General features: G+C 49.4%; 12 protein-coding genes. 2 read left to right on the top strand and 10 right to left on the bottom strand.

Annotation, left to right across the window (positions count from 1 at the left end; translation table 11 throughout):
* Nucleotides 1-332 precede the first annotated feature (332 nt).
* Nucleotides 333-845, bottom strand: a complete 513-nt coding sequence (locus tag C7W93_RS03395) for a hypothetical protein (protein WP_108438756.1) — start codon at nt 843-845, stop codon at nt 333-335.
* Between the two features lie 191 nt (nt 846-1,036).
* Here C7W93_RS03395 and C7W93_RS03390 point away from each other — a divergent pair, with 191 nt between their 5' ends.
* A complete protein-coding gene (locus tag C7W93_RS03390) occupies nt 1,037-2,137 on the top strand; it encodes an ABC transporter substrate-binding protein (RefSeq protein WP_225869738.1) in 1,101 nt (366 codons plus the stop codon).
* Nucleotides 2,138-2,315: 178 nt separating this feature from the next.
* Here C7W93_RS03390 and C7W93_RS03385 read toward each other — a convergent pair whose 3' ends face one another.
* The 3 genes from C7W93_RS03385 to C7W93_RS03375 form a co-directional block, all read right to left on the bottom strand.
* On the bottom strand, nt 2,316-3,770 hold the full coding sequence (locus C7W93_RS03385) for a Ppx/GppA phosphatase family protein (protein WP_108438754.1): 1,455 nt from the start codon (nt 3,768-3,770) through the stop codon (nt 2,316-2,318).
* 208 nt (nt 3,771-3,978) lie between these two features.
* Nucleotides 3,979-6,033, bottom strand: a complete 2,055-nt coding sequence (locus tag C7W93_RS03380) for an ATP-dependent DNA helicase (protein WP_108438753.1) — start codon at nt 6,031-6,033, stop codon at nt 3,979-3,981.
* A gap of 121 nt (nt 6,034-6,154) precedes the next feature.
* Entirely contained in the window at nt 6,155-6,355 is a 201-nt protein-coding gene (locus C7W93_RS03375; RefSeq protein ID WP_108438752.1) for a YdcH family protein, read from the bottom strand.
* Between the two features lie 214 nt (nt 6,356-6,569).
* On the opposite strand from C7W93_RS03375, the gene C7W93_RS03370 reads away from it, so the two are divergent.
* Nucleotides 6,570-7,322, top strand: a complete 753-nt coding sequence (locus C7W93_RS03370; RefSeq protein ID WP_108438751.1) for a PP2C family serine/threonine-protein phosphatase — start codon at nt 6,570-6,572, stop codon at nt 7,320-7,322.
* A 151-nt stretch (nt 7,323-7,473) separates the two neighbouring features.
* On the opposite strand, the gene C7W93_RS03365 is transcribed toward C7W93_RS03370, so the two are convergent.
* The 6 genes from C7W93_RS03365 to C7W93_RS03340 form a co-directional block, all read right to left on the bottom strand.
* On the bottom strand, nt 7,474-8,433 hold the full coding sequence (locus tag C7W93_RS03365; protein ID WP_146177510.1) for a hypothetical protein: 960 nt from the start codon (nt 8,431-8,433) through the stop codon (nt 7,474-7,476).
* Between the two features lie 159 nt (nt 8,434-8,592).
* Nucleotides 8,593-9,690, bottom strand: coding sequence for a cell division protein ZapE (zapE, locus tag C7W93_RS03360; protein ID WP_108438749.1), 1,098 nt, complete (start codon nt 9,688-9,690; stop codon nt 8,593-8,595).
* A gap of 178 nt (nt 9,691-9,868) precedes the next feature.
* The gene (locus C7W93_RS03355) at nt 9,869-10,279 is read right to left on the bottom strand and encodes a hypothetical protein (protein WP_108438748.1); all 411 of its coding nucleotides are present in this window, start codon (nt 10,277-10,279) and stop codon (nt 9,869-9,871) included.
* Nucleotides 10,280-10,290: 11 nt separating this feature from the next.
* On the bottom strand, nt 10,291-11,718 hold the full coding sequence (gene lpdA, locus C7W93_RS03350) for a dihydrolipoyl dehydrogenase (RefSeq protein ID WP_108438747.1): 1,428 nt from the start codon (nt 11,716-11,718) through the stop codon (nt 10,291-10,293).
* Between the two features lie 239 nt (nt 11,719-11,957).
* Entirely contained in the window at nt 11,958-13,217 is a 1,260-nt protein-coding gene (odhB, locus tag C7W93_RS03345) for a 2-oxoglutarate dehydrogenase complex dihydrolipoyllysine-residue succinyltransferase (RefSeq protein ID WP_108438746.1), read from the bottom strand.
* A gap of 72 nt (nt 13,218-13,289) precedes the next feature.
* A complete protein-coding gene (locus tag C7W93_RS03340) occupies nt 13,290-16,145 on the bottom strand; it encodes a 2-oxoglutarate dehydrogenase E1 component (protein WP_108438745.1) in 2,856 nt (951 codons plus the stop codon).
* Between the last annotated feature and the right edge of the window lie 310 nt (nt 16,146-16,455).

Genomic DNA, 16,455 nt, shown 5'->3' with positions numbered 1-16,455 from the left:
GAGAATGAGCTAAGCATTGGTTGAAACTTCCTGCCGAGGGGCCAAGATCGGTGCGGCGCTATCCATCCAGCTAAATATGGCTATTTGATGAGACTTGAAGCAGATTCGTGTGGGGTAAGCAGGATTTGTGAGCAGTGTTGAAGCGCAGGATGCCGAGGGGAATAAAGCGAAAGAAAATGTCGGCCATTTCAATTATCGGCAGATCAATAATCTCTTTTATTGGTATCTATTGATGACATCGTCACCGGAGTGCGGTCTTTACTCTGTAATACGACTACGCAGGCTAAAAAAAGAAAGCGACATGCGCCGCTCTCCCATTCATTTTTTTGGATTTATTTATCTTTTTTTGGACGACCGGCTTTTACCAATGGCAGGTTAGCAATCGCTGCTTTCAATTTGGCATTATCCAGATCTTTGATTAAAGCTACACCGATACGCAACAATTCGCTTTTCTTCACTGCCAGACCAGCTTTCAGGCAAGCCTTCTTAACATCACTCAACACTTGATATTCATCTTCCGGCATCGTGAAACTGTCACGCACCAGTTTAGCTTTCTTTGCCTTCAATTTTGGCTCAGGAACCGGTTTAGCACGGATAACGGTCGGGGCTGCAATCGCTTTAGCGGCTGGTGAAGTTGTTGCACTAGCTGCACTTTTTGGCGCTGGCGCGACGGAGGCTTTTGCTGGGGCAGCTTTCTTTGCTACAACAGGCTTCTTCACTGCAACAGGTTTTTTCGGAGCGACCGCGGCAACTTTAGCTGCTGGCTTTGCCTTCTGAACCGGTGCTTTAACAACTGGTTTTTTGGGGGCAGCGACGGTTGGTTTGGCGGGTGTTCTGGTAACCATAAATACTCCTTAAATTAAATAGTATAAATAATATATGCAATTTATTCGGGATTGGCAACATATGTTTGCCGATAACCTTATGTATTTTCATCATCTTGTAACAATTCCCGCAGAGAATCGTTCAATGTCTCATCTTTTTTATCCCTAATATTATGATATCGGCGCGTAAATATTTACACCTTAATTTGTTGTTGATCTTAATATTTTGCGTCACGTTAGCGCCCTCCTTCGCCGCGAAGATCGCTGGCGAGAATATTCTCGTCGGACAGGCAATTGATTTATCTGGGCCGAATGCCGATCTGGGACGTGACTATGTCGCTGGCATCAAGACTTATTTTGACGCTCTGAATGCCAATGGCGGTATAAACGGCCGTCATATCCAATACCTGACGATAGATGACCAAGGGCAACCAGCATCTGCGGTGAAGGCGGTGACAGAGCTTATCGAAAAACGCCATGTCGACTATTTGTTTGGGGGCGTAGGGGACGAGGTCACGCAGGCGACGCTGACTGCACCGGTATTTCAGCGCAGCGGACTGCTGCTGTACGCACCTTTGGCCGGCGCAGATTATCCCCAAGACGCATCCATTTTATTGTGGCGTCCCAGTTATCGGCAAGAGATGCGTTATATCTTTTCTCATTTTGGAAAACTCGGCATTAAAGACATCGGCCTGGTTTATCAACCCTCACCGACGAATATCGAGGCCTATCACAGCCTGATGGCGGAAATAAAATCGACTGGCATAAAGTTAAGTGGGACGGTTAACTTAACCAGCCAGAATGCGAGCAACATCAAAGCAATCGCCAATTTGGGTGCGGCAAAACCAAGTTTTGTAATGGTGATTGCCGACACGGTCAGCACAGGTATGTTTCTGAAGAAGTTTCGCACATACGCGCCACACACATTTGTCGCTGGCTCGTCTTTAACCAACTTACCGATGCTGCGGCAATTAGCCGGCGCCCAGGCAGTTGAATGGACGGTATTCTCGCAAGTAGTTCCCAATCCGAATAGGGGAAGCTCACAGATTCAGCTTGAGCATTTGGATATGATGAAAAAATATCGGGACGAACCGGTCTCATCATTCACCCTGGAAGGCTATTTCGCGGCAAAGTCCTGGGTCCAGCTTATACGGGCTCGCAACGGCGCTGGAATAGCCCTGCACGACTTCAAACTACCTAAAGGCGGTGTAGATGTAGGTGGCTACATTATCGGTGCCACGCCAACTAGCAATCATTTATCCGAGTATGTCGACATTGCTCTCTTCAATAAGGCAAATGGGCTGACTTTTTAGTTTGCTGTTGGACGGGGCGCATTGCTTTGTTAATGGGCCGATGACGTGCGCTCCCGTTGAGAACAATGTTATTACACAGGCCAAAACGTCAAATATCCGCTTGATCAGCGGATATTTTTATGTGAAGGCGTGATTTCAGTGACGATTTACTAGCGATTCTGCTAGCAAAAGTTCTCGATCAATTCCGTTTTATCGCAAATTCCACACCAATTTCACGCCACCATTCACGCTCTTTTTCCATCCAATAGGTCGCGGTCGGATGGTTAGCGACCCATTCACGTTTGATGTCCAGCTCAATTTTGCTCTTCATTTTGACGCGTAACTCATCCAGATTGACCTCAATGCGTGAATGCAAAAACATGACCGCAAGACGCAGTGCCAGCACGGCTTTGGAAAAATCGGCATCCAGTAAACTTTCACCAAGCTTGCGCAGATTACCTTTTTGCCCGAGTATCATTTGGCTCATATTTTTTTGCTCGCGGGTGGTAAAGCCGGGCAAATCGGCATTCGCAATCAGATAGGCCGCATGTTTGTGATAGCCGCTTTGCGATACAACCAGACCGACTTCGTGCAGCAAGCCACTCCAGTGCAGATACTTTTCTAGTGTGTCATCACTCGGTTTCAGCATGCCAAACAACGCACTGGCAGTTTCGGCGACCCGATTGGCGCGCAATTGGTCGACATGAAAACGTTGCGAAAAATCGCGAACTGACTGTTCGCGACGATCCAGGCGCGTGCCGCGGAGTTGTAAATCCCACATTACGCCCATGCGTAAACCGGCTTCAATCGGGGTCAGTACTTCAATGCCTAATTCCTGCATCAAGCCGCTCAACACAGCAACGCCACCGACAATCACGGCAGCACGATCCGGCTTCATACCGACCATATCGATACGCGTGACATGCGCCATCTGGATAAAGCGCTCCTTCAATGCCTCAAGGCTTTTGTAGGATAAACGCCGATCTCCGAGACCATTTTTTTCGATGGTTTCTGCAATCGCCCGGATTGTGCCTGATGAACCGTAAGCGTTGGTCCAGTTTTGCGGGCGATACGGCGGCGCGGCGTCCTCGAAATGGCTACGCGCTGAAAGTATGGCCGCATCGTATGCAGCAGCAGTAATACAACCATCGGCAAAAAAAGCCAGGCTTTGGTTCACGGTGCCGATGCCAAACGATTCCACGCGTTCAATTTGTTGACCACGCCCTAAAATTAACTCTGTTGAGCCGCCGCCAATATCCAATACCAAGCGCTTTTCATTTGGCAGGCGCAGCATGCTGGCAACGCCCATATAAATGAGACGCCCCTCTTCCTCGCCCGAGATAATTTCAATCGGATAGCCAATTGCGGCTTCTGCCGCGGGTAGAAATGCTGCTGCGTTCTTCGCGATACGCAGGGTATTGGTCGCGACGACGCGGACTGCTTCGAGCTGATAGTCGTCGAGAATAGTGCGAAAGCGCGCAAGAGAATCAAGGGCAGTCTGGATCGCGGCCTCGGTCAAATTCCCTTTGCTATCAAGACCACCCGCCAACCGAATCGGATCACGCGCACTTTTAATGACGCGTATCGCGTCGCCATTGTATTTGCCGATATGCAAACGAAAGCTGTTTGAACCCAAATCGACTGCTGCAAACATCACATCCTCTCAATCTACTGAATACGGAACTGTATTAATTAAACAATCATGAACGGTATATTTTGACGTTTGCGGCACGAAGCGCAGAATCGTATAAAACATATTGTTAATGTCTGTACGGACAATAAGTCCGCATTATTACAGGTTAATGACAGAGAAACACTTTACCGGGGCGGCGGCCCACTATTTTGCGAATTACATCTTTAGATCAATTGCTTGACGAATCGGTGCGCCAAAACGCCGTTACCACGTCGAGATCACGAGTCCGTTTAAACGGCGGCAAGCTTTGCCAGATACGTTTTCCGTAGCCCTTTGAAATCAGACGGGGATCGCAAATCATTAATACGCCACGATCGCTTTCGTCACGAATCAAGCGCCCTGCTCCTTGCTTCAGATTAATAATCGCGGCAGGCAATTGGTGATGCATGAAACCGTTCATTCCCTTTTTTTCCAGCGCTTCGATACGCGCCGCCAATACAGGATCGTCTGGTGGGGAAAATGGCAATTTGTCGATAATCACTAGCGACAAAGCTTCTCCACGCACATCGACACCTTCCCAAAAACTTTGACTACCAATTAAGACGGCATTTCCTGCGGCACGAAAACGGTCTAACAATTCGGTCCGACCAGCCTCGCCTTGTACTAGTAACGGAAACGGTAGCTTGCGCTCTTCGAACTCTGCGCGCAACCTTTCCGCAGCACGATTTACCGCCCGTAAAGAGGTGCAAAGCAGAAAAGTACGCCCGCCTGCTGCCTCGATGACCGGCAGCGCCGCATCAATCACCGCATCGGTATATTCCGGTGAGTTTGGCTGTGGCAAGTTTTGCGGGACATACAACAAACCTTGTTCGTTGTATGCAAATGGACTAGGCCAGGATTGCGCCGGTTCCCCTGCCAGGCCCATTTGTGACGCGTAATGCTGGAAATCATTTTTGACGGCCAACGTAGCTGACGTAAAAATCCAGGTACGCGGCACACCCTCGCGCTGTTTGTTAAAAATCGGGGCGATGGAAAGCGGAGTCTGATGCAATTGCAACGATGTCGAAAAGGCTTCTACCCAGAGCACGCGGCCTTCAGGATCGGCATGCACGGCGTCCTTGGTGCTGCTAGTGCTGGTTTTTGTCTTGGTTTTGACTGTATCTTGTTTGTTCCAGCTATCGATTCGCATCCCAAGTTCGATGGCGCGGGTACGGCATTGTTCGATGGTTTCGGCACGTTCAGCCTGTTTTTCGAGCGTTGCGATCATGCCGTCGAACTCTTGGCGTAATGTCTCCAGTGCGGGAAAAAAGATGCTGGATGGCGCGATTTGATTGAGCGAAAGGCGCACGACATCTTGCGGAAATGCCAGACGTAAATCGCGCGCGGCCTTCTCGACTGGCATTACAACCTTGGCCCAGTCAGCACCATCCCGAGCATGAGATAAGCCTTCGGCCAATACGTCTCGGCATAATTCAAGAATCTGAGAAGTCGAGACAGTATCGCCAAAAAATAACGTAGCGACTTCAGGTAATTGGTGCGCCTCATCAAAAATAATCGTATTGGCAGAAGGCAATAGTTCCGCTACCCCGGTGTCTTTTAACGCAACATCGGCAAAGAATAGATGATGATTTACCACTACAACGTCGGCCTGCTGCGCTTCTTTGCGCGCCTTCATGACAAAGCAATCCTGGTAATACTGACATTCCGCGCCGAGACAAGTATCTCGGGTAGAGGTTACCAAATTCCAAATCAATGCGGTTTCAGGTACTTTCGCCAACTCGGCCTTATCGCCAGAGCTGGTGGTTTTCATGAAGCGCGAAATCTCGCGTAAGTGACCGACATCCTCCCGCGATGTCATCCGCCCGTTTTGCAAGGTCCGTTCCAGATGAAAATGGCAGACGTAGTTAGCGCGACCTTTTAATAAGGCAATCGATACCGGCGCGCTGAGGGCTTTACGCACGGTCGGAATGTCACGCAAGAATAATTGATCCTGCAAATTCTTGGTGCCGGTGGAGACGATGACCTTGCCGCCCCATAACAAGGCGGGCACCAGATAAGCGAAGGTTTTGCCAGTACCCGTACCGGCTTCAGCAATTAAGGTGGTCTGCTGTGCGATGGCCTCGGCAATAGCTTTGGCCATATCGGTTTGCGCCAGGCGCGGACGAAACCCGCCAACAATTTGTCCCAAGGGGCCGTTTGGACCAAATAACTGATCGATATCGGCGTCGTGGGTGCCAGCGGGTGGTGCGTTTTCAGCAATGGGGGAGGATAGTTCTTCGGTCAAGGTAACTTACTGTAGTCAAGCACGGGATAAAATAAAAAGCATATAAAGAAAGCAACTAAAAAATCAACTTTGCCGGTTCTGTCGCGAAAGGGCGAAACTAACGCTTCAGAGGTGACGGTTCCTATGCAGGAATATCAGGAATTAGTTGCATTCTCAGTAGCGTAATGTGGTCTTTCAGCTGCAATTTACGCTTCTTTAAGCGCCGCAATTGTAACTCTTCACGCCGTAAGTCGTGTGTCATCACATCAATCACTGCGTCAAGATCGCGATGCTCAACTTCCAGTTCAATGATGCGGCGGAGAATATCTTCCCGATCTAGCATAGTCACATTCCAGCAATGAAATTCAATGAATTCTAGAGAATAATCTCACTTTAAAAGAGAGATCATTCTTACGTATAATGATTTTCAGAAAAATTTCGGATACCAGCATCGCTCTGTCGAATCGGTCTTTGCAGACTGACCATCAAGTGAGTGGTTAAATTAATCCGTATTTAAAATATTCATAACAAGAGCGCAGTTTAATCTACCCAGACGAATGAGCCAATACAAGATCGACGCAGGGACCGGACAGCACATCGGGGACCGGGCAGAACAACAAGACCGGGTTGCCATTTTTGGTGCGCCCAACGCGCCTGGTTACATGATGGCGGTATTGGCCGATGGCATGGGTGGACGGCTCGGCGGCGCGCTCGCAGCCGATCAGCTCATCACTACCGCAAAACAACTATTCGCTGACTTCGCTCCCGCCAGCGATACGGTAGAACAATTGCTGCATGATATTGCCAGCGAAACCCACACCATCATTAAACTCGCCGGCGTGACCAGCGACAAAGAGCCGCACACCACCATGGTTGCGCTGGTATTGGCACCCAATGGCGTGGCGACATGGGGTCATGTGGGCGATTCGCGCCTTTACCGCTTTAAGGGGCCAGATTTTGTCGAACACACGGTTGATCACTCGTACGTAGAGAAGTTGATCGGTGAAGGCAAACTTACCCGTGACGAAGCGCAATCGCATCCTTTGGCGAGTGTTCTCGTGAACGCGATTGGCTCTAAAGTGGGAGATCCGCTAGTGTCGATAGCGCGTTATACCGGGCTAAAAGCCGGAGATATGTTTTTGTTATGCTCTGACGGATTTTGGCCATATTTTACCCACGTCGAAATGGGTGCGGCGATTGCTGCGAATAAACCACGCGATGCGGCTGAAATGTTGATCGCTCAGGCTCGTCTGCGGGCTGTTGGCATTAATGCTGATAATTGTACGTTTGCTATCGTTAAACTGGTTTAGCGAATAACGAACGTAAAAATAGGCCGACGCAAAAAAGCGCGGCCTATTTTTAAAAGCGGCAAGAAATTTGATGCACATGCATTTGAGCATGGCCTTCTGATTAACCTGTGGCAGTCTTAGGTCAGTCGAAAGCCATGACAACATTCTTGCATTATGGCTGTGCCGGAGTGGAAGACGCAGGCGGGGTAGCAGCCTTTTTTTCCGCTAATTGGCGTTCTTTCTCCGCTTTTTTCTCCGCTACATCACGTTGACGTGCCGTAGCATCCTGCCCTTTTTTAATGAAAGCGGCCCTGTTTGCAGCGCGTTCAGCCGCCTTCGCAGTTTCGGTTTGCTGAATACGTTGCAATTTCTGCGCATTATCGGTTACACGCTTTTCCGCCTCACCAGCGTGTAATTTGGTATTAGTTTCGACGGCAGCCGCTTTTTCATTTCCTTCTTTTACTTTGCGCGCTGTTGTGATTTCTTTGTCTTTTTGATCTTGCTCACGTTTAGGCGCTGCGATGCCTTCTTTGGCAGCTTGATCGGCCAGCGCTTTGTCTCGATCGTCCGCTGTAGCGCGTCGTTTAAATGCGTTCGCTTCAACCTCAAGAGGACGAATTTGTTTTAAAGCCAGACGCCGCTGCTCTTTCGCGGCATTTAAACAGCGGTTGGTAAAAAACTTTTTGTAGCAAATCCGTTGCTCATTCAGGCTGCGTAACTCAACGTCGGCACGTGCTTTCGTGATATCGGTCAATACGGCATCTGCACCTACGACGGAGGTCACCGAGCCGGCTGGATGATGCGCGACAAAATCAGCTGCTGGAATAGATGCATCCAGCAATGTATTTGGATCTATTGACGCCGATGCCGATGCAGCGACCGTCTCTGTCGGCTTGGCGGGTTGCTTGATCTCTTGCTGCGCATCCAACGTCTCAGGTTGTTTGTTATCCAACGTGACGCTGCTGGTTTCAGCGGGCTTTGCGGCCTCTTGCGCATAGGCCGTACCCGTGAGCACCGCGCCGCTCAGGGCTAACATAGCTACGAATACGTATACCGATTTTGTACGAGGGCGCACACCACCGGTGGCCATCGTCAGAGACTGCTTATCAAAAACAAGAGGGACTAGACTCACGTATTGCCATCCATTTCTTTACGTTATTGCATTTATTTGATTGTTCAACTTCACAATCGAATTCTACGGGATTTCATTATCTGCGCGCGATCCGAAGCCAGACATTTGTTCAACCCTGTATTAGGCGGCAAGTGCACGCATTTGTCCCAGAGCATTCGCTTACGCAATTGCCGCAGCCGTCGCCCGTTGTTCAGAATCCATATATTCCTTCGATTGCATCTCACTGATGCGCGACACTGTCCGATGAAATTCATTCGACAGCATGCCTTGGGTGTACAGCTCTTCCGGGGCGACTGCGGCTGACATGATTAATTTAATTTTGTGATCATAAAACACATCGATCAACCACGTAAACCGGCGCGCCTCGGATGACATTGCTGCTGACATGTGCGGGATATCGGACAATATCACCGTATGAAAGCGGCTGGCAATTTCGAGATAGTCATTTTGCGATCTCGGGCCGCCACACAGCGTGGCAAAATCAAACCAGATAACGCCGCCAGCGCGGCGCAAAGATTTGATTTTTCTGGCTTCGATATCAACGATTGGGTCTTCATCTGCGATTTCTGCAATACCTGCAAAAGCGTGGCGCAAGGCGCGATCACTGTCGCCGTTAAGTGGGCAATAATAACTATCAACCAAATCCATCGCACGTTGACGATAATCAATGCCTGCATCGATATTCATCACGTCTAACTTATCCCGCAGCAACTTGATAGTTGGCAGCATACGATCGCGATGCAAACCATCTGGATATAGAGTGCCGGGTTCGTAATTGGAGGTCATGACAAACGACACGCCGTTGTCAAATAAGGCTCTTAACAGGTTATAAAGAATCATGGCGTCGGCGATATCCGACACATGAAATTCATCAAAACAAATTAGCCGGTATTTTTTTGCGATACGCTTAGCGACTTCATCGAGTGGGTCTTCTACTCCCTTCAACTCATCCAATTGGCGATGGACTGCGCGCATGAATTCATGGAAATGCAAACGGACTTTGCGCACCACCGGCACCACGGAATAAAAGCTATCCATGAGAAAGGATTTGCCCCGTCCTACGCCGCCCCACATGTAAACGCCACGCGGCACATCTGGACGATTAATCAGGCGCTTGAACGAGTTTGATCGTTGGGCCTTAAAGGTTACCCACTCGTCATAGGCTTGCTGTAGACGTTCGACGGCTTGTAATTGCGCCGCATCGGAGCTAAATCCGCGTTGGGCCAACGTCTGTTCGTAAAATTCCACGACATTCATGATAATCAATTCTCACTTGCTAAATTCGTCAGCAACGCAGCACTAGCAGGAACGCCAGTAAACCCGTCACTAACAGTTACTCGCCATCTGTTAGTGACCACGTTATCGGAACGTCTGGGCAAAAACAAAAAAGGGCGAGCCTTTGCTCACCCACGCATAATCAGAACGTCTACCCTGCCTACAATCGGTCCAGTTCGACCGTTACGCGGTTAGGATAGGCACTGTTTTTATCACTAACGTTCATTGGCAAACTCATACCCTGCCCCAACCCAATACCGCCACCACCGGCACTGTTACCCATGCTGGGTAAGCCGATACCGGCGGGGGCTTTGTAGACAGTCTCAGCGCTGCGATAACCACGTTTATTACATGATACGTGCAAGTCACCATCGGAGACCGCAATCACCACATCGGCTGGCGTAGTCAATTTCCACGTTCCGCCATCCGTTTTGACGACACAATTTGCTGCAGCTAGCGGCTGACCTTGTGAGCGGGTTTCGATCACGATGCGTCCATTATTCCCCTCGGGTGTCGCACAACCGGCTAATAATACAACCGACAACAGAGGTAGCATGGTCAAATGGCGCATCGCGGTTTCCCTTAGAAGTTCAACGAACGCTTATCGACAGCTAAAGCAGCTTCTTTGGTCGCTTCTGACAACGATGGATGCGCGTGGCAGATACGGGCGATATCTTCTGCCGATGCACGGAATTCCATCGCAACCACAGCCTCGGAAATCAACTCCGACGCCATTGGGCCAATGATGTGTACGCCGAGAATTTCGTCGCTCTTGGCATCAGCCAGGAATTTCACCATACCGGAAGTATCGCCCAAGGCGCGCGCCCGACCATTGGCCAGAAACGGGAATGTGCCCGCTTTATAAGCAACGCCTTCTGCCTTCAATTGCTGCTCGGTTTTACCTACCCATGCGATTTCTGGCGAGGTGTAGATGACCCAAGGAATCGTATTGAAATTGACATGACCGTGCTGTCCCGCGATGCGCTCTGCGACAGCAACGCCCTCTTCTTCTGCTTTGTGCGCAAGCATAGGGCCACGCACTACGTCACCGACAGCCCAGACATTTGCCAGATTGGTTTTGCACTCGCCGTCGACGTTGATAAAGCCACGTTCGTCGAGTTGCAAGCCAACGCCTTCGGCATTGAGACCGATGGTATTTGGTGTGCGACCGATGGAGATAATCAATTTGTCGAATACTGCTTTTTTGGCTTCGCCTTTAACATCCGTATATTCGACGGTGACATCTTTCTTGCCTGCTGTAATCGCGCCGATTTTCACACCAAGACTGATGCTCAAACCTTGTTTTGCGAATAGCTTAGCCGCTTCTTTAGCAATTTGGTCATCTACTGCGCCAAGAAACGCTGGCAGTGCTTCGAGCACAGTTACTTCAGCACCAAGACGACGCCAGACGCTGCCCATTTCGAGGCCAATGACGCCAGCACCGATAACGCCCAGTGTCTTTGGTACAGTGTCGATTGCCAGCGCACCCGTATTCGACAAGATCAACTTTTCATCGAAAGCCGCACCGGGCAATTCACGGGCGTTGGAACCAGTTGCCAGAATAATGTGCTTACCGGTGATGGACTCTTCAGTTTTACCAGCAACCTTGATCTCGTACCCTGCTGCGTCGCCCTTGACGAAAGAACCGCGGCCATGGAAAAACGTGACTTTATTCTTTTTCAGTAAATACAGGATACCGTCGTTATTTTGCTTGATAACCGTACTTTTCCGCGCCAACATCTGTGGCAGATTTAAGCTCAGCCCCTTGATATCGATACCGTGGTCAGCGAAAGCATGGCCTGCATGCTCGAAATGCTCCGACGATTGCAGAAGTGCCTTGGATGGAATACAACCAACATTGGTGCAAGTTCCGCCAGGCGCTGGGCCATCGTTCGCATTTTTCCACTCATCAATACAGGCAGTATTGAAACCAAGCTGCGCAGCACGTATTGCCGCGATATAGCCACCAGGACCGCCACCGATCACGATGACATCAAATTGCTTACTCATAGTTTTCCTTCGTTTATTTGCGGCGCCGCTCAATTCGCAGCATCACGCATTACATCCGGTAAATTCGGTATTTACTTGATTGCTTATTGCTTACTTATTTGGCTAACTTCCGGGATGTAGTCGCGATTACATTCAATCTAACCGGCCATGCACAATAAGTTTTACGTAAAGCAATGCGCCCGACACTTTCACGCATCCATTAAGGAGTGCAGTTGTTAGCATCCGGCGCATTTTCTACATTACAAGTCCAATAGCAGGCGTGCAGGATCTTCCAGCGCATCCTTCATGGCAACCAACGCCAACACAGCTTCACGGCCGTCAATGATACGGTGATCGTAAGACATCGCCAGATAGTTCATTGGACGAATCACGATTTGACCATTTTCAACGACTGCGCGGTCTTTGGTTGCATGCACACCCAAGATAGCTGACTGCGGTGGATTGATAATTGGTGTCGACAGCATCGAACCAAACGTTCCGCCGTTAGAAATCGAGAAAGTACCGCCGGTCAAATCTTCCATCGTCAACTTGCCGTCACGTGCTTTGGCGCCAAATTCACCGATTTTCTTTTCGATTTCAGCGATCGACATTTGATCGACGTCACGCAACACTGGAACGACCAGACCACGCGGCGAACCGACAGCAATACCGATATCGAAATAACCGTGATACAGAATGTCATTACCATCAACAGAAGCATTCACAATCGGATATTTCTTCAAGGCAGCAACAGCGGCTTTCACGAAGAAAGACATGAAACCAAGCTTAACGCCGTGTTCTTTCTCAAATTTATCTTTGTACTTTGTACGCAGATCGATTACCGGTTGCATGTTGACTTCATTGAATGTCGTCAAGATTGCATTAGTTGATTGCGATTGGATCAAACGCTCAGCGATACGTGCGCGCAAACGGCTCATCGGCACGCGTTCTTCCGGGCGCTCTTCTTGTTTTGCTTTATTTGGAGCAGCAACTTGTTGCAATGCAGGCTTGGCAGCAACAGGTGCTGCTGCAGCTGGTGCCGCAGGTTTAGCTGCTAAGGTAGTTAGAACATCACCTTTAGTAACACGACCGTCTTTACCGCTGCCGGCGATTTGCGTCGCGCTCAAATTATTCTCGGACAACAATTTAGCTGCTGCTGGCATAGCGATACCGGCTGCAGTATTACTTACCAATTCCGGTGCTGCTACAGGAGTTGTCGCATGACCAGGTTGCGGCACAGGTATTGCAGACACTTCCATTGGGCTGACTTTTGCAGAAGCATCAGTATCGATGATCGCGATGATCTGACCAGCGACGACTGTTGCGCCATCCGCTTCAACAATTTGTACCACTATGCCATCATTTGGCGCAGGTAATTCAAGCACAACTTTATCTGTTTCGATATCAATCAGGTTCTCGTCGCGCGCAACTGGATCGCCAACTTTTTTATGCCACTGCAACAATGTCGCTTCTGCGACGGACTCTGATAATTGGGGGACTTTAACTTCTATAAGTGCCATGAAATTCTCCGTATTGGGGTTGGTGCAGGCGTGCCATGATTTGAATGTGGCACGCCCTTGTTCAGTATTCAGTTATTTGGTAAGAACAAAGCCTTTGAGCTTCGAAAAGGCAGTGTCTAACAATGTTTTTAGTTGCGCGTAATGCTTGTCGTAGTAACCCACGGCAGGCGATGCGCTGGCTGGACGGCCTGCATAAGCAAGCTTTTGACCATCATCCAGATTTTCAAAAATATTGTGCTGAATCTGTAGCCAGGCGCCCTGATTTTGCGGCTCGTCCTGCGCCCATACCAATTCACTGAAATTCGGGAACTGCTTCAGTTCAGCAGCAAATGCCTTGTGTGGGAACGGATACAACTGCTCGAGACGAATAATCGCCACATCGCTTTGACCGCGTTCTTTACGTGCATTCACCAAATCATAGTAAATCTTGCCGGAGCAAGCGATAACGCGCTTGACCTTCTTAGCATCGATCTTGTCATCAACTTCACCGATAACAGTCTGGAAAGAGCCTTTAGCAAAATCTGACAATGGCGAACCAGCATCTTTGTTACGCAGCAGCGACTTCGGCGTCATGATGACAAGCGGCTTGCGGAACAAGCGAATCATTTGACGGCGCAGCAAATGGAAAATCTGCGCAGCAGTAGTTGGTTGCACGACCTGCATGTTGTTGTCGGCACAAAGTTGCAGGAAACGCTCCAGACGCGCTGAAGAATGTTCTGGTCCTTGTCCTTCGTAACCATGCGGCAGCATCATGACCAAGCCTGATGCACGACCCCATTTCACTTCGCCGGAGCTTATGAATTGATCAATAACGACTTGCGCGCCGTTGGCGAAGTCACCAAATTGCGCTTCCCAGATCGTCAATGTATTCGGTTCTGCTGTCGAGTAACCGTACTCAAAGCCGAGTACCGCTTCTTCTGACAAAACGGAGTCAATGACGTTAAACGGTGCTTGTTGATCGGATACATTTTGCAACGGGATATAGCTGCCTGCATCCCAACGCTCACGATTTTGATCATGTAACACTGCATGACGATGCACAAACGTGCCGCGACCAGCATCTTGACCGGTTAAGCGAATGGTATAGCCGGAAGAAACTAACGATGCGTAAGCCAAATGCTCGCCCATACCCCAATCGAGGTTAAGCTCGCCACGACCCATAGTGGCGCGATCGTTTAGTACTTTTTCGACCAGTGCATGCACCTTGAAGTTTTCCGGCACGCTAGTGATACGCGTAGCCAGACGTTTCAATTCGGTCAATGGTACTGCGGTGTCAGCAGCATCAGTCCATTTACGATTCAGGAACGGCAGCCAGTCAACTGCATATTTGCTTTTGAAGTTGGTAATAACTGGATCAACAGTGTGCTTACCAGCGTCCATCGCATCGCGATAGGCCTTGACCATCGCATCGCCTTCATCCGCTGCGATCGTGCCTTGCGCAGTCAGTTTGTCTGCATAGACCTTACGCGTACCTGGATGCTGTGCAATCTTTTTGTACATCAGCGGTTGCGTCAATGCTGGCGTATCTTGTTCATTGTGACCAAGTTTGCGGAAGCAAATAATATCTACAACGATATCTTTCTTGAACTCAACCCGATAATCAAGTGCGATCTGGGTTGCAAATACGACAGCTTCAGGATCGTCTGCATTAACGTGCAATACAGGAGCTTCGATCATCTTGACGACGTCGGAGCAATACAAAGTCGAACGGGAATCGCGTGGATCTGATGTGGTGAACCCGATCTGGTTGTTGATCACGATATGGACCGTGCCGCCTGTACCATAACCACGTGTTTGCGCCAGATTGAGCGTTTCCATGACCACGCCTTGTCCAGCAAAAGCGGCATCGCCGTGGACTAGTATTGGCAAGACTTGCGCGCCGTCTTTGTCGCCGCGACGTTCCATACGCGCCTTAACAGAACCTTCAACCACTGGGTTGACGATTTCGAGATGGGATGGATTGAACGCTAGCGACAGATGGACAGGTCCGCCTGGGCTTGTGATGTCTGAAGAAAAACCTTGATGATATTTAACATCGCCGGCTGGTAAATCATCGCCGTGTTTGCCTTCAAATTCGGCAAACAATTCTTGCGGCATTTTACCTAGTGTATTGACCAGAACGTTAAGACGGCCGCGATGGGCCATACCGATAACGATTTCCTGAATACCCTTTTCGCCGCCGCGTTGGATTGTTTCATCGAGTGAAACAATGAAGCTTTCTCCACCTTCGAGGGAGAAACGCTTTTGTCCGACATAGCGCGTGTGAAGGTAACGTTCCAAACCTTCTGCTGCTGTCAGACGCTCGAGAATGTGTTTTTTCTTTTCAGCTGTGAAAGTCGGTGCCGAGCGTGTCGACTCCAAACGTTCTTGTATCCAGCGCTTTTCGGTTGGATCACTGACATACATGAACTCTGCGCCGATCGAGCGGCAATACGTATCACGCAGTGAGTTCAGCAAGTCACGTAATGTGGAAGTTTCTGTACCGAAGTAGGTATTGCTGATGTTGAACACAATGTCCATGTCCGCATCAGTGAAACCGTAAAAAGTTGGGTCCAGCTCTGGAAGCGCCAGACGTTCCTGACGTTGCAGCGGATCTAAATTTGCCCAACGTGAGCCCAGATAGCGGTAAGCAGCGATCAATTGCGTGGCCGCTACGCGTTTACGCCCCATTTCAGCGTCAGCCGAAGCAGAAATCGTACGAATTGGGCCATGTTTTGCGCGCTCTGCGAACGAAGCGATGACCGAAGCGTGCGCTACGTCAGGCTTATCTGTGCCATCACCTGCGGGCACATGTTGCATGGCGTCGAAATACGCGCGCCAATTATCTGAAACAGATCCTGGATTGTCGAGGTATGACTCGTACAGATCTTCAATGTACGGTGCATTACCTCCGAAGAGATATGAATTGGAGCGATATTGCTGCATCATCTTGCTCACCTTTCTTCGCGTTTCGCGAGATTAGCGGGTTAACATAACCTTCCGCGACACGGCCTGACCGGTTAGCGGATTGCACATCAAGTTGTGGGGAAGGGATTAAATTACAACTGCCTAGTACTGTATTCTTTTCAAAAAACACCATTTGATTCAATCGTATGCTTACACTTATCGGCTTTGCCATCTCCGCCACATTTCTATTATGGACGTAATACAAAACCTCTAAGCTATCCGTCGCAAACGATCAATACTCGTTGGTGCGTAAGGATAGCATAAGTAATATTAAAGAATACAAAAAAAGCGA

The sequence above is a fragment of the Glaciimonas sp. PCH181 genome (assembly GCF_003056055.1).
Taxonomy (GTDB): Bacteria; Pseudomonadota; Gammaproteobacteria; order Burkholderiales; family Burkholderiaceae_D; genus Glaciimonas.
The sequence above is the reverse complement of the archived record's forward strand: the minus strand, read 5'-3'. Positions and strand labels throughout refer to the sequence as shown.